Raw genomic sequence first — 14,676 nt, forward strand, 5'->3', positions numbered from 1 at the left:
AAAATGAATACCGGATTTGTGTTTTTACAAAAGTTTTTGATGACCCCAATGGCCAAAATATCCCAATTCAAGATTGTACGAGCTGTAATGGCCGCTGGGATGGCATCAGTGCCTTTTTCAATTGTTGGTTCAATGTTTTTGGTTTTCAATACGCTACCATTGACGTTTACTGGTTTAGAAGGATTTTTTGAACATACCTTTTTTAGGGTAAGTGATCTCTATATGGTTGCTAATAGTGCCACAATCGGTATTTTAGCTCTCTATTTTAATTTTGTGGTTGGCTATGAACTTACCAAAATTGAAGCTGAAGAAACAGGACTTAAAGTGAATGCACTAAATGGTGCAATGTTGTCTGTTTTTGCTTTTTTCATGACGTTACCTGAATTGATTATACAAAACGATGCTATTATGTTACTTAGTGATCAAAGTAATTTAGTATTCAATGGTCTACGTTTAAAACCGTTTATCTTTCGTTTAGGTACTTCAGGTATTTTCATTGCAATAGTGATGGCAATTTTGGCGACTCATCTGTATTTTTTATGTGTCAGACGTAATTGGGTGGTAAAAATGCCTGAAACCGTTCCTTTAGGCGTTTCTCGATCCTTCACTGCTTTAATTCCTACTTTTGTTATTGCTTTCTTTGTCATTATTCTTAACGGTGTGCTAGTCTTTTTCGGCACTGACATTTTTGATATTGTCAGCATACCTTTTACTTTTGTCACCAATTTAACGAAAAGTTGGTTAGGGATCATGGTTATCTTATTTTTAATTCATGCCCTTTGGGTAGTTGGTATCCATGGTGCAAGTATTATTGGTGCCTTTATAACCCCAATTATGTTAGCCAATATGACTGAAAACGCCGCCGGCGCGCATATTCCTTTTGCGGGGGAATTTAATAATTCACTGGTAATTTTAGGCGGTTCTGGCTCAACCTTGCTTATGACCTTTTTTATAGCGTTTTTTGCTAAATCGAGTCAATTAAAAATATTGGGTCGTGCATCCGCAGTGCCGGCCATCTTTAATATTAATGAACCAATTATTTTTGGTATGCCGATCGTTTATAATCCTTATTTAGCATTACCTTTCTTTTTAGCACCTATGGCGTGTGGTACATTGGGTTATTTTGCTATTAATACGGGCATCATTAGTCCAATTATTGCATTAATTCCATGGCCATCACCAATGGGATTAGGTGCATTTATTGGTACTGGTGGTGATTATAAAGCCGCAATTGTTGCGATACTGTCAGCAATTTTAGCACTATTAATTTATCTACCATTTGTCAAATTCTATGACAATAAGCTTTATAAAGAAGAACAAGGGAAAGCAGATAGTCAAGTTCAAACAGCTTAGTCAATAAGATTGAAACGTTAAAATTTATAATCATCAATTAGAATAATCATTTCAAAAAAAGAGAGTATTGAAGAAATCAAAACTCTCTTTTTTTCAATTATAAGAATAATGTGTGATTGAACCTTGCTGTCAAGGTTGAGTATTTTAATTCTTATTAGATATTATTCGCTCAAAATCAAAAGTTGCGATGATATATTCATCACTTCCTCCTTTTTACAACGTTAACATCATTGTGGTCTAAATTTTGCATATTTTTATGTTAAGGAAAAGAAAGAAGATAATCATATATTAATTAGGAGGTACAAAATGTTATATCTTAAACATAAATTGATGAAGTATTGCTGCTTTATTTTGTTTTTAATGATAAGCCAACAAATACTTGCCGTTGAAAATTTAAAACAGAAATTTGTGGCAGGTGCGGTGGCATCACCCGACTATTATGGTGCAATAGCTGCTCAAGAGATGTTAGAAAAAGGTGGTAATGCAGTTGATGCTGCAGTGGCTACTGCATTTACACTTGCTGTTACTTATCCTGAAGCTGGTAATATTGGTGGTGGTGGATTTATGACCCTTTGGATGGATAGCAAACCCTATTTTATTGATTATCGAGAGGTTGCTCCTCAAAAAGCTGATAAAGATATGTATCTTGATGATAATAAAAATGTTATTCCTGATTTGAGCTTATATTCTCACAAAGCTTCGGGTGTTCCCGGAACTGTTGCCGGTATGTGGGCAGTTCATCAACGATTTGGTAAGCTAACTTGGCAAGATGTTATGGCTCCAGCTATTCGATTCGCTAAGGAAGGCTTCAAGGTTGAAAAACCATTAGTGACACGTTATCAAGAAGTAGAAGCGTTAGCGCCGAGTAACGGTAACTTTAAAAAGTATTTTAGCACGATGCAAGAAGGCAAAGTATTTAAGCAACCTGATTTAGGTAACGTATTAGAATGTATTGCTAATCAAGGTAAAGATGGTTTTTATAAAGGTGAAATTGCTAAATTAATTGCTCAACAGATGGCAAAAAATGATGGTTTAATCACTGAAACTGATTTAGCTAATTATCAAATTAAATGGCGAGATCCTTTAATTGCTAATTGGCAAGGAATGCAGATTGTGACGGCTCCACCGCCTAGTTCAGGTGGTATTGGTTTAATTCAATTATTATTAATGAAACAAAATCTAGCTAAGGATTTTGCCGGAATTAAAGCTAATTCGCCACAATATATCCATTTACTTGCCGAAATTGAAAAACGTGTTTTTGCTGATCGAGCGGAATATATGGGTGATCCAGATTTTGTAACCGTGCCTGTAGCAAAATTGATAGATGAAAAATATTTAGCAAAGCGAGCCAAACAAGTCAGTCCACAATCGATTTCCGTTACTGAACAAGTAAAACCTGGTTTAGATAATGATCGCGAGAAATTACAAACTACACATTTTTCTATTGTCGATAAATGGGGTAATGCGGTATCTAACACTTACACACTTAATGGCTGGTTTGGTTCAGCAGTAGTGATTGATGGCACAGGTATATTACTTAATAACGAAATGGATGATTTTAGTAGTAAGCCTGGTGTAGCTAACCAATTTGGTGTAGTGGGTAAAGATGCTAATGCTATTGAGCCAAATAAACGTCCTTTATCTTCTATGTCACCGAGTATTTTTATTAAAGATAATACTGTTAAAATGGTTATTGGAACGCCAGGTGGTTCAAGAATATTCACTTCAATATTTCAGGTGGTGGCAAATGTTTTTGATAATCATATGTCATTAAAAGATGCAGTTAATGCGCCACGTTATCACCATCAGTTGTTACCAATTAACCTTATCTATATCGAAAGTTTTCAAAAAAATGTACCTGTAGATTTAAAAAATAAACTTGAAAAAATGGGTTATAGTTTTTACCAACAAGATTTTAGTGGTGATATTCAAGCTATAAAAATGACTAATAACAAACCTGAAGCAGTCTCTGATATTCGAGGTAGAGGAAAATCAATTATTATTCAATAGGTGAAATTGATTGATAGAAGTTTCTATCAATTCTAAAACTGGCTAATGGCTATTTTTTAAATAAATTAAATAGTTAGTTTTACTGTAGCAAGTTGATTAATAAAAAAACCCGTACAAAAATTGACGGGTTTTTTATTGGTATTATTGTTTAGTTTATTATTCAGGAATAATATCAACAATAACTTTGGCAAAAGCTTCACTGTGTACTTGGAATAACACTTCGTGTTCGCCAGTTGTACGTAATACACCGTTTGGTAAACGAACTTCGCTTTTCGATACTTGAACACCGTGTGCTTTAACTGCATCTGCAATGTCACGAGTACCAATTGAACCAAACAATCTACCTTCGTCACCCGCTTTAGAAGTAATGGTTACTTTACCAAGTGCATTAATTTCAGCAACGCGTTCTTCAGCGGCTTTTAATGTTTCAGCAAGTTTAGCTTCTAATTCAGCACGACGAGCTTCAAAGAATTCAACATTCTTTTTAGTCGCAGGTACTGCTTTACCTTGTGGGATCAAAAAGTTACGTGCATAGCCTGCTTTAACATTAACTTGATCACCTAAGCTGCCTAAATTAGCAACTTTATCGAGTAGAATAATTTGCATTATATGTTCCCTCTGTTGCTAATTACTGATGGTTGTCAGTATATGGTAATAATGCCAAGTAACGAGCGCGTTTGATTGCGCGAGCTAGTTGACGTTGATATTTTGCGCTAGTACCAGTAATACGGCTTGGTACGATTTTACCACTTTCTGTGATATAACTTTTTAATAAAGAAACATCTTTATAATCAATTTCTTTAACGCCTTCTGCTGTAAAACGGCAGAATTTGCGACGACGGAAATAACGTGCCATTTGGCTATTCTCCTAATAGTTTAATTTGGTCAGCATGTAACACAAGTTGGCTTGTTTGATTACGTTTAGTATGTGTGCTAATAAAACCACTAACTAAAACTTTGCTGCCTTTTTTTATACTGTAACTTAATTCTTTTTGTCCGCTGACAATTACAGGCATAATGCACCATGCTTGTCTTGTGAGTTCAGCTTCAATTTGCTTAGAAACATGTTCTAAATAAAATTGACAATGTGAAATTCCACTGGGACTAATTTTGCGTATCGGATTTTTGGACACCACACCCGATAATATTAAACGATTATTCGTCGGAATCATCGTCCAAATTTAGTTCGTTAAAATCTTCTTCAGGATTTCGACGTTCATCCTTCGCTTTTAACATAGGTGAAGTTTCAGTTACAGCATGTTTAGTGCGCATAATTAAACTGCGAATCACCGCATCATTAAAACGGAAATTATCTTCAAGTTCATTAACAGCTTCTTGAGTTGCTTCAACGTTCATTAGCACATAATGTGCTTTATGCAGTTTTTCGATAGGATAGGCTAATTGACGACGACCCCAATCTTCTAAACGATGGATTTTACCTCCATCAGTAGTTAAGGTACCAGTATAACGTTCAATCATACCAGGTACTTGTTCACTCTGGTCAGGGTGAACCATAAATATTATTTCGTAATGACGCATTATCGCTCCCTACGGATTAATCAGCTTTCTGTCGGGGCAACCGCAACCCATTGAAAGCAAGGAACATGAAAATAGGCGGTTGAAATCGACGGGGCATTATATATCAACCTAAAGTAATTAACAAATGAATATATTAAGTTTATTTAATGATTGTCGGTGACGTTTTATACTAAAACGTATAGCTAACCTGAAACTTTTTAACAAAAAATATTATCATCTGTCAAATGTAACGATATCTATACATTTTTATTTTAAAAATATGTTATGCTTGCTGTAATATATTTTTTATTACGTGAATATAAAAATAAGGAGAAAGATAATGGCAGAGGAAACTATTTTTAGCAAAATTATTCGACGTGAAATCGCAGCAGATATTGTTTTTCAAGATGATAAGGTTACTGCTTTTCGAGATATCTCTCCTCAAGCACCAACCCATATTTTAATTATTCCGAATAAATTAATTCCAACTATTAATGATGTGACCGAACAAGATGAAGCCATGCTTGGTCACATGATAACCGTGGCAGCGAAAATAGCAAAACAAGAGGGTATTGACGCTAATGGTTATCGCTTAATTATGAATTGCAATAAAGATGCAGGACAAGAAGTCTTTCATATTCATATGCATTTATTAGGTGGCAAAAACTTAGGCCGATTATTAGGTTAATCAATATTATGAAACAGACAAAAAAAATATTACTGACTATTACGATGATTTTTTTATTAACGGGTTGTCCGATGCTAACTAGACATGAAAATAAAGGAAATGAAGAGCCTGTTGATATAATAAAACCCACTGATGGCGTGATTGAAACACCACCACCTATAGTCAAAAAAACTGATTGGAATTCGATTTTATCACCATTTGTAAATAAAATATTACAGCCATCATCGGTCTACGATGGTAATAAAGTAGTTTTAATTAGCGATATTCAAAATCGCAGTGGTGACTATGTAGTAACAAGCCAAGTTGATGAAGTTTTGCATCAATTAATGGCAAATCAAAATATTTTTTCTGTGGCTGATAGACAATCAATAAATCAAGCTAAACAAGCATTAGGTATTTCATCTGACGACAAACTCGTTTCCCGCGGTAAAATGATTGGAATTGCTAAATCGATAAATGCTGGTTATGTCCTTTTTACAACACTTTACCAACTACCAAGTGAAAATCATGATGCTAATTTAGCGATGGAATTACTATCTACCCAAACTGGAGAAATTTTGCAACGAGTAACCTCGCAAGAATTAACCAAAGCTGTTAATCAAAATGCTGAAAATGTTAAAGAGGTTACTGAATAATGGGACCATTATTGATTGATGTTGAAGGAACATCATTAACTAATGATGATAAAAAACTTTTGCAAAACCCATTAATTGCTGGCGTTATTTTGTTTAGTCGTAATTTTGAAAATCAAACGCAATTAAGCGAACTAATTAAAGAGATTCGCTCTATATCAACTGAGCGATTACTAATTTCAGTTGATCATGAAGGCGGACGAGTTCAGCGGTTTAAACAAGGGTTTACTCTTATTCCTCCTGCTCAATCATTTGCAGCACTAAATGACCTAGAGCAAGCCAAAGCATTAGCTTTTGACGCTGGCTGGTTATTAGCCATGGAACTTATTGCCTTTGATATTGATATCAGTTATGCCCCTGTTTTGGATTTAGGTCATGAATGTTTGGCCATAGGTACCCGTTCCTTTCATGAAAATGCCGATATTGCTTTGCAAGTTGCTACATCAATGATTGATGGCATGCATACTGCTGGAATGAAAACCACAGGTAAACACTTTCCAGGTCATGGTCATGTTATCGCTGATTCACACCAAGAAACGCCGATAGATCATCGCGATAAATCGCTAATTGAGCAAGATATGCAAATTTTTGCCAAACTAATTAAAAGCAATAAACTTGATGCTGTTATGCCAGCTCATGTTATTTATCCAGCTTTTGATGATAAACCGGCTAGTGCTTCCCCGTACTGGCTTAAAACAATACTTCGTCAGCAGTTACAGTTTGATGGCATTATATTCTCTGATGATTTATCCATGGAAGGCGCAGCCGTATTAGGTGATCATGCCCAACGAGCTCAGGCAGCATTAGCCGCGGGTTGTGATTTGCTATTAGCTTGTAACAATAGGCAAGGTACTTTAGCCATATTAGAACAGTTGGTTATTTTAAATAAACAGCAATCTTTAGCCACCAACAAAGCTAAGCGATTATTGAAAAATACACACATTACTTATACTGAATTAACTCAAAACCATGATTGGCAGTGTCGTCACAATAATTTAACCAAACTAAATGATAAATGGATTAAATATGCAAGCAGCAATCATTGAAATCGATCTTAATCAACAGCTAGTTGCATATAATAATGCAGCGAAAGCGTTGTTCTCTTCTGATTGGCTAAAGTTAAATCATCATTTTGATTATTATAATTTTTTTAATTTGGATAATAACGTTAATCTAGAAAAACAAGATGATACAATCATTGTTTTAAATGCTCAGTATTTTTTATTACAAAAAGTTATTGAATCATCCAAAACAATTTTTATTTTACAACCCATTGAATACCTAAAAAAACGCCTATCGAAAATTAATGTGGTAGGGAGTCATGCATTTGATATTTTTGCCACTCAAAGTCAAGCAATGCAAAAATTAATTGCTCAAGCAAAAGCCTTCTCAATGCAACGAGAACCATTATTGATTTCAGGCGAAACCGGAACGGGTAAGGATTTACTCGCTAATGCGTGCCATCAATATAGTCCACGGGGGGATCAAACTTTTTTAGGTTTAAATTGTGCCGCTATGCCTGATGATGTTGTTGAAAGTGAACTGTATGGTCATGCTGCTGGTGCTTACCTTGGTGCAGTTGAAAGTAAAAAAGGTTTTTTTGAACAAGCCAATGGAGGTTCAGTTTTACTTGATGGCATTGATGAAATGTCCTTTCAAATGCAAACTAAACTACTCAGGTTTATCAATGATGGTTATTTCCGCCGTGTGGGCGATGATAACGAAGTGTATGTCGATGTGCGAATTATCTGTGCCACAAAAGTCGATTTGGCACTGCTGGTTGAACAAGGTAAATTCAGAAAAGATCTTTATTACCGACTTAATGTATTATCATTAAATTTACCTTCACTGCAAGAACGTAAAGATGATATTGCTCCACTTACTACTATGTTTGTCAATGAATTTGCAAGCAAACAAGGAATTACGCCACCAACAATTGACAATGCGGTGGTTGATTACTTATCGCATTACTCATGGCCAGGCAATGTAAGACAACTCAAAAACGTACTTTATTCTGCACTAGCACAATTGACTGCAAACGTATTAACTGTAAAAGATATTGTGTTACCAATACCTACCGTATCGCAATTATCATGGATAGAAAATATCGAAAATAAAACTCTTGATGAAATGACCAAACAATTTGAAAAAGAGATCTTATTACAATTATATGACAAATACCCAAGCTCCCGAAAACTCGCCAAAAGGCTAGGCGTATCACATACCGCCATTGCTAATAAGTTAAGAGATTATGGGATAGGGCGGTAGTTTTGCCAGATAGAGCTATGAAAATTTTAGTAACCGGTGGAGCTGGTTTTATAGGCTCAGCTGTTGTGCGTTATTTGATTAACTTTACACATAATCATGTTATTAATATTGATAAGTTAACTTATGCGGCAAACTTGAAATCACTCGAAATGGTATCGAATAATGAGAGATATCATTTTGAACAAATTGATATTTGTAATGGGCAAGAGTTAAATCGTATTTTTAGACAATATCAACCTGATGCTGTGTTTCATTTAGCGGCAGAAAGTCATGTAGATAAATCAATTAATAGCTCGGCTAATTTTATTGAAACAAATATTACAGGAACTTACACTCTGCTTGAAGCAACTCGATATTATTGGAGCTCTTTATCTGAAAAGTCAAAAAATAATTTTCGTTTTATTCATGTTTCAACGGATGAAGTTTATGGTGATTTAGAAAATACTGAATTATTTTTCACCGAATCAATGCCTTATGCTCCCAGCAATCCTTATTCCGCTTCAAAAGCGTCAAGCGATCATTTAGTTAGTGCTTGGCATCAAACTTACGGTTTGCCAACTATTATTACTCACAGTACTAATAATTATGGACCATTTCAGCATGCCGAGAAACTGATTCCATTAGTTATATATAATGCAATTAATGGTAAGCCATTGCCCATTTATGGTGATGGTTCACAAGTTCGCGATTGGCTTTATGTTGAAGATCATGTTAAGGCTTTATATAAAGTGTTAGAAAAAGGTAAAATGGGTGAAACATATAATATTGGTTGTAATAATGAATATAAAAATATTGATTTAATATTTACAATATGCTCAATTCTAGAGGAATTAGTTCCTAATCATCCAGTAGGTATTAAGCAATATAAAGATCTTATTCAGTTTGTACCAGATCGTCTTGGACATGATTATCGATATGCCATTGATTCGTCAAAAATTAAAAAGGAATTAGGCTGGATGCCACAAGAAAATTTTATTAGTGGACTAAGAAAAACTGTTGAATTAATAGTAAAAACACGCAATTTATAATTAATAATCTATATAATAGTTAAGTTTTTCGTTAAAATTTTACTTAAGTGATATTAAAGATGAATTATGAGTGGTGATAAAATGATTAGAACTGACGAGATATCGGTTGTTGTTCAGGGACCTATTTATCCAAATTTAACGGAACATAATTTGTTAAGTATTAGGAATTTTCTTCCGAATGCTGAAATTATATTATCAACATGGCATGGTTCTAATGTTTACAGCTTAAATTATGATAAATTGATACTTAATGATGACCCTGGGGGATTTACGCATAAATGTAATCAGTTAAAAACTAATAATATTAATCGATTAATTGTTTCAAGCAGAAATGGAATTGCAGCTGCAAAAAATAAATATGTTTTAAAAATACGGAGTGATTTTATACTCAAAGGAAGTTCTTTTTTAAAGTTTTTTGATAGATATGACCTCGTTGAACCAGATTTCGTTATATTCAAGCATAAAATTCTAGCATGTAGTTATTTTTCACGAAACCCTAGAAAAGTTAATTTGATGTTTCATCCTTCAGATATTGCTTTTTTTGGTTTAAAAGATGATTTATTCAATTTATTTGATATTGCTTTAATGAGTAAGTCAGATGAGTTTTATATTAAAAAAGATGGTAAATGGGATAGAAAATATGCCCCTGAGCAATATATCTTTATTACATTTTTACAAAAAAACAATAAAAACGTTTCATGTAGTAATTATGAGCCGGCAAGTGAAAACAATATAATGCAAACAGAACGTTATTTTACTTCTAATTTTATTTTTTTAGATTGGAAATTATTTAATTTAATACCTCCTGCTAAATTAAATAATTTTCGTAAATTAGATCATTTTTCATGTATAACTCATATTGAATGGAAAAGATTATATTATAAATATGTGACGCTAACGCCTAATAAGTTTGCGGGGATGAATATGGAAAGGTTGAAATTAAATTCAATTTTACTTTATTATCGTTTGTTAAAAATAATTGCAAAATTAGTTACATTACCGATTGTCGGGAAAAAAAATAAAAAATTGAGAAAAAAAATTAGAAATAAAATATCAAGAATTTGACACTATTATTTGATAAAATAAATAGCTAGTATTTAATTTCAATTAATTAAAAAAGAGATATATATGCTAAATATCGTATTACCTATGGCAGGTAGAGGAAGTAGATTTACCGATGCTGGTTATTCAATACCAAAACCATTTATTCCTATTCATGATGTACCAATGATAAAAGTTGTTGTAGATAATTTATCTCCTAAATGTGAACATCGATTTATTTTTATTTGTCAAAAACGACATATTGATGAATATGATTTGATACCTAAATTAAAATCGTACTCAAAACATGTTGAAATTATTGGTATTGATGGAATTACTGAAGGCCAGGTTTGTACGGCATTACTTGCTAAGAGATTTTTTGATAACGATGAACCTTTAATGAACGCAAATGCAGATCAATTTATAGATTTTGATATTAATGAATATTTAGATGCCATCTCTACTAGAAATTTAGATGGAATGATTATGACAATGAAATCTCAAGATCCAAAATGGTCATATGCTAAAACCGATAGTAACGGTTTAGTTACGGAAACGGCAGAAAAAAAGGTAATATCAGATGATGCAACTGTCGGAATATTTAATTTTTCTAAAGGTAAATATTTAGTTAAAGCTGCTGAACAAATGATTAGAGATAATATTCGAGTCAATAATGAGTTTTACACCTGTCCTTGTTATAATTATTTAGTACAAGAAGGAAAAAAAATAGGTATATATGGAATTGGTGAAGAATATAATGGCATGTATGGATTAGGTATACCCAAAGATTTAGATTTTTTTATTAATCATCCAATTTCTCAAAGGATTAAAAAATGATTATTTTATCTCATCGAGGATTTTGGAAAACTAAGGATGAAAAAAATACAATAACGTCTTTTAAACGAAGTTTTGATTGTGGTTTTGGTACCGAAACTGACTTAAGAGATCATGATGGTGAAATAGTAATATCGCATGATATGCCGAAAGGTGATGAAATAACTTTTGATCATTTATTAAATATAATGGATGGTCGAAATTTGCCATTAGCTTTAAATATTAAAGCTGATGGATTATTTCTTAGCATCAAAAATTCACTTGAAAAATACAATCATACTAATTATTTTGTTTTTGATATGTCTATCCCTGATCTTGTTTGTCAGGTAAAAAATAAAATGAAAGTTTTTACTGGGTTAAGTGATATTTTGACACAACCTGTTTTGTTATCTGAATGTGATGGGGTTTGGTTAGATTGTTTTAATTCTGATTGGTATGATTACACAGAAATAGATCGTCTCCTTAATCAAGGAAAAAAGGTTTGTCTTGTCTCAGCTGATTTACATAAAAGGAATGTCTCAAAACAGTGGGCAACTATTCTAAAAAGTAAATATTTAGATAGTGATAATTTGATGATTTGCACGGATTTTCCTGAAAGAGCAAGGGAGTATTTTAATGAAAATTAAAGCTGTTTTATTTGATATGGATGGGGTGTTAATAGAAGCGAAAGATTGGCATTATGAAGCGCTAAATCAAGCCTTACAATTATTCGGATATGAGATAAATCGTTTCGAACATTTGACAAGTTATGATGGATTACCTACATCCATGAAGTTGAAAAAATTGACTTTAGAAAAAGGATTACCTAATCAATTACATGAATTTATCAATGAAATGAAACAGCAATATACTGTTTCTATGATTCAAAATTTATGTCGCCCTCGTTTCAATCATGAATATGCATTATCAAAGTTAAAATCCGAAGGTTACCGCCTTGCAGTAGGTTCCAACTCAATAAGAATGACAATAAAAATGATGATGGATTATGCAAAGTTGACTGATTATTTAGAATTTATGTTAAGTAATCAAGATGTAAAAAATGCAAAACCAGATCCTGAAATCTATTTGACTGCAATGTCAAAAATGGGGTTATCTCCGTCGGAATGCTTGGTTGTTGAAGACAATGAAAATGGCATTAAAGCGGCAAAAGCATCTGGAGCTCACTTATTAGTTGTAAAAACAGTAGATGAAGTTACTTACGATAATATTAAGAATCGGATTTTAGAAATAGAAAAGGGGATTTAAAATGCAAATTATCTTCTTAATGGGGGGACAAAATTTTGAAAAGAATGGAGAAAATTATCCTCTTTACTTAACAGAAATTAATGAAAAACTAATCATTGAAAAACAAATCGATTATTGTAAAGGATTGAATCCTAGAAAGTTCTTGTTTTGTATAAAAGATTTAGATATTAAAAACTTTCAAGTCGATTCAGTTATCAAACAGCTAGTACCTGATAGTGAAATTATTGTTATAAATGGCAAAACTAAAGGGGCTGTATGTACTGCATTGCTAGGTATTGAGTATATCGATAATGAAGAAGAGTTAATTTTATTAGCGGTTGATGATTTTATCGAAGTATCAAGCGAAAATATTCTAAATTTTTTTAGAAACAATCAAAGTGATGCAGGAGTGATTTCTTTTAATTCTGTTCATCCAAGATATTCATTTGCAAAATTAGGTGACGATAATTCTGTTATTGAGGTATCTGAAAAAAAACCTATTAGTAAAAATGCTTTAGTTTCATTTTATTACTATAAAAAAGGTTCTGATTTTGTTGAAAGCGCTAAAAATGTAATTCGCAAAGATAATTTAATTAACGGATCGTTTTATTTAAGTCAAACACTCAATGAAATGATTCTTAAACAAAAAAAAGTGTTACTTTATAAAATTACAAATGAAAAATTTCACCCATTAAAAACAGAGATGCAATTGGCTCAATATTTAACTGAACTAATGGATGTTAAGGAAAGTAAATAATGAAAATTGCAAAGCTAAATGACATGGTAAAAGGCTGGTTTATTGGTAATTTTGAACCATCTGTTTGTAAAACTAATGATGTCGAAGTCGCAGTGAAAAAATATAAAAAAGGCGATTGTGAAGAGAAACATTATCATAAAATTGCAACCGAATATACGGTTATTCTATCAGGCAGGGTGAAAATGAATAATGTTGAATATTGTGCTGGTGATATTATTGTTATGGAGCCTGAAGAAGCTACCGATTTTGAGTGTCTTGAGGATGATACTATAAATGTTGTGGTTAAATTACCCGGTGCAAATAATGATAAATACATAAAATAAAGAAGCATATTAATTTTAAAAAAGGAATTTAGTAGTGGAACATTTGTTTTTTGGTAATAATGAAAATAAACCTTTTTTTAGTTTAGTTATACCTGTGCATGGACGTTTATCTCTATTAGAAGTAACGTTAAACTCGCTTAAAAAGCTAGATTTTAAAGATATTGAAATTATTATTTCTGATGATTCTAACTCGAAAAGAGATAGATTAACTATAAAAAGGTGGGTTCAGGATATTTATGCAACAATGGGGGTTAATGTTATATATGTTTTTACTAAATCTAATCTTGGACAAAGTGGAAATACGAATCAAGGGTTGCATTATGCAAATGGTGAATGGATAAGAATTCTTCATTCTGATGATATTTTACATTCTAATATATTTAAGTTAGAAAAAAAAATAATAGAAGAAAATAAGGATATTAATTTAATATTTCATTCAATTATTAATTTTAGTCATTCTGATGAAATAATTACCAATGCTAATGTATTACCAACGTATAACAAAGCTAGTGCATATCATATGATAGTATACGGTTTACATACTCATTGTGCTATTCCATCTTCATTATTGTTTCAGAAGAAAAGTTTGGACATTATAGGTGGATTTAATAACAAAATGAAAAGAGCTTGCGATTGGGACTTTTATTCTAAATTAGTAATTGAAGCATTTAATAACAAAGAACAAATTATTCAGTTTAGACCTGGAATGGTATATCACAGAATTCATAATGGTTCTAATACTAATAAAATTTTGACTAAATTATCCAATTATAAAGAATATAAGAAAATCAGTGATTCTAACTTGAATTTTTTAAAAAAACACCCGAATGATTTTGGTTTCGTAGAGATTAATTTATATAAATCTTGTGCTTTTTCTTATAGAACTTCTCGACTTGTTAGAGATTATAAATCACTAAATTTCTTATTTAGGTTATTATTTTTACGTAAATTTTTAAAATTGATTTTTAAGAGTAAAAAAGAACAACTTGAACATTAATTT

The 14,676-nt window shown here is 32.2% G+C and carries 18 protein-coding genes; 14 read left to right on the forward strand and 4 right to left on the reverse strand.

Going from position 1 to position 14,676, the window contains the following annotated elements:
• Window positions 1–3 precede the first annotated feature (3 nt).
• Window positions 4–1,353, forward strand: coding sequence for a PTS cellobiose transporter subunit IIC (gene celB, locus Q0K76_RS04315; protein WP_294611908.1), 1,350 nt, complete (start codon window positions 4–6; stop codon window positions 1,351–1,353).
• A 360-nt stretch (window positions 1,354–1,713) separates the two neighbouring features.
• Window positions 1,714–3,363, forward strand: coding sequence for a gamma-glutamyltransferase (gene ggt, locus Q0K76_RS04320; protein WP_363322397.1), 1,650 nt, complete (start codon window positions 1,714–1,716; stop codon window positions 3,361–3,363).
• A 156-nt stretch (window positions 3,364–3,519) separates the two neighbouring features.
• Here the strand turns inward: ggt and rplI are convergent, their stop codons facing one another.
• From rplI to rpsF, 4 genes are read right to left on the reverse strand one after another with little or no spacing between them, the layout of a single operon-like run.
• Window positions 3,520–3,969, reverse strand: a complete 450-nt coding sequence (gene rplI, locus Q0K76_RS04325) for a 50S ribosomal protein L9 (RefSeq protein ID WP_065564695.1) — start codon at window positions 3,967–3,969, stop codon at window positions 3,520–3,522.
• Between the two features lie 22 nt (window positions 3,970–3,991).
• Entirely contained in the window at window positions 3,992–4,219 is a 228-nt protein-coding gene (gene rpsR / locus Q0K76_RS04330; protein ID WP_025314965.1) for a 30S ribosomal protein S18, read from the reverse strand.
• 4 nt (window positions 4,220–4,223) lie between these two features.
• A complete protein-coding gene (gene priB / locus Q0K76_RS04335; protein ID WP_294611976.1) occupies window positions 4,224–4,535 on the reverse strand; it encodes a primosomal replication protein N in 312 nt (103 codons plus the stop codon).
• A complete protein-coding gene (rpsF, locus tag Q0K76_RS04340) occupies window positions 4,519–4,902 on the reverse strand; it encodes a 30S ribosomal protein S6 (RefSeq protein ID WP_294611979.1) in 384 nt (127 codons plus the stop codon). The genes priB and rpsF overlap by 17 nt, the downstream gene beginning before the upstream one ends.
• A 319-nt stretch (window positions 4,903–5,221) precedes the next feature.
• Between rpsF and hinT the strand changes: the two genes are divergently transcribed.
• The 12 genes from hinT (at window position 5,222) to Q0K76_RS04400 (ending at window position 14,673) form a co-directional block, all read left to right on the forward strand.
• The gene (gene hinT / locus Q0K76_RS04345) at window positions 5,222–5,569 is read left to right on the forward strand and encodes a purine nucleoside phosphoramidase (protein WP_294611982.1); all 348 of its coding nucleotides are present in this window, start codon (window positions 5,222–5,224) and stop codon (window positions 5,567–5,569) included.
• A gap of 8 nt (window positions 5,570–5,577) precedes the next feature.
• Complete coding sequence (locus tag Q0K76_RS04350; RefSeq protein ID WP_294611984.1) at window positions 5,578–6,204, forward strand: hypothetical protein; 627 nt, start codon at window positions 5,578–5,580, stop codon at window positions 6,202–6,204.
• Window positions 6,204–7,247 (forward strand): beta-N-acetylhexosaminidase, encoded by a 1,044-nt coding sequence (gene nagZ, locus Q0K76_RS04355; RefSeq protein WP_294611987.1) that lies wholly within the window; start codon window positions 6,204–6,206, stop codon window positions 7,245–7,247. Before Q0K76_RS04350 ends, nagZ begins: the two co-directional genes overlap by 1 nt.
• Entirely contained in the window at window positions 7,228–8,469 is a 1,242-nt protein-coding gene (locus tag Q0K76_RS04360; RefSeq protein ID WP_294611990.1) for a sigma 54-interacting transcriptional regulator, read from the forward strand. Before nagZ ends, Q0K76_RS04360 begins: the two co-directional genes overlap by 20 nt.
• Before the next feature lie 17 nt (window positions 8,470–8,486).
• The gene (gene rfbB, locus Q0K76_RS04365) at window positions 8,487–9,497 is read left to right on the forward strand and encodes a dTDP-glucose 4,6-dehydratase (protein WP_294611993.1); all 1,011 of its coding nucleotides are present in this window, start codon (window positions 8,487–8,489) and stop codon (window positions 9,495–9,497) included.
• A 66-nt stretch (window positions 9,498–9,563) separates the two neighbouring features.
• On the forward strand, window positions 9,564–10,562 hold the full coding sequence (locus tag Q0K76_RS04370) for a WavE lipopolysaccharide synthesis family protein (protein ID WP_294611996.1): 999 nt from the start codon (window positions 9,564–9,566) through the stop codon (window positions 10,560–10,562).
• 63 nt (window positions 10,563–10,625) lie between these two features.
• The gene (locus tag Q0K76_RS04375; protein WP_294611999.1) at window positions 10,626–11,375 is read left to right on the forward strand and encodes a glycosyltransferase family 2 protein; all 750 of its coding nucleotides are present in this window, start codon (window positions 10,626–10,628) and stop codon (window positions 11,373–11,375) included.
• A complete protein-coding gene (locus Q0K76_RS04380; protein ID WP_294612002.1) occupies window positions 11,372–11,998 on the forward strand; it encodes a hypothetical protein in 627 nt (208 codons plus the stop codon). Before Q0K76_RS04375 ends, Q0K76_RS04380 begins: the two co-directional genes overlap by 4 nt.
• Complete coding sequence (locus Q0K76_RS04385; RefSeq protein WP_294612004.1) at window positions 11,988–12,617, forward strand: HAD family phosphatase; 630 nt, start codon at window positions 11,988–11,990, stop codon at window positions 12,615–12,617. Before Q0K76_RS04380 ends, Q0K76_RS04385 begins: the two co-directional genes overlap by 11 nt.
• A gap of 1 nt (window position 12,618) precedes the next feature.
• The gene (locus tag Q0K76_RS04390; RefSeq protein WP_294612007.1) at window positions 12,619–13,353 is read left to right on the forward strand and encodes a glycosyltransferase family 2 protein; all 735 of its coding nucleotides are present in this window, start codon (window positions 12,619–12,621) and stop codon (window positions 13,351–13,353) included.
• A complete protein-coding gene (locus tag Q0K76_RS04395; RefSeq protein ID WP_294612009.1) occupies window positions 13,353–13,676 on the forward strand; it encodes a hypothetical protein in 324 nt (107 codons plus the stop codon). Before Q0K76_RS04390 ends, Q0K76_RS04395 begins: the two co-directional genes overlap by 1 nt.
• Before the next feature lie 34 nt (window positions 13,677–13,710).
• Entirely contained in the window at window positions 13,711–14,673 is a 963-nt protein-coding gene (locus Q0K76_RS04400) for a glycosyltransferase family 2 protein (RefSeq protein ID WP_294612011.1), read from the forward strand.
• Window positions 14,674–14,676 lie beyond the last annotated feature (3 nt).

It is taken from the genome of uncultured Gilliamella sp., assembly GCA_945271295.1.
Classification (GTDB): Bacteria; Pseudomonadota; Gammaproteobacteria; order Enterobacterales; family Orbaceae; genus Gilliamella.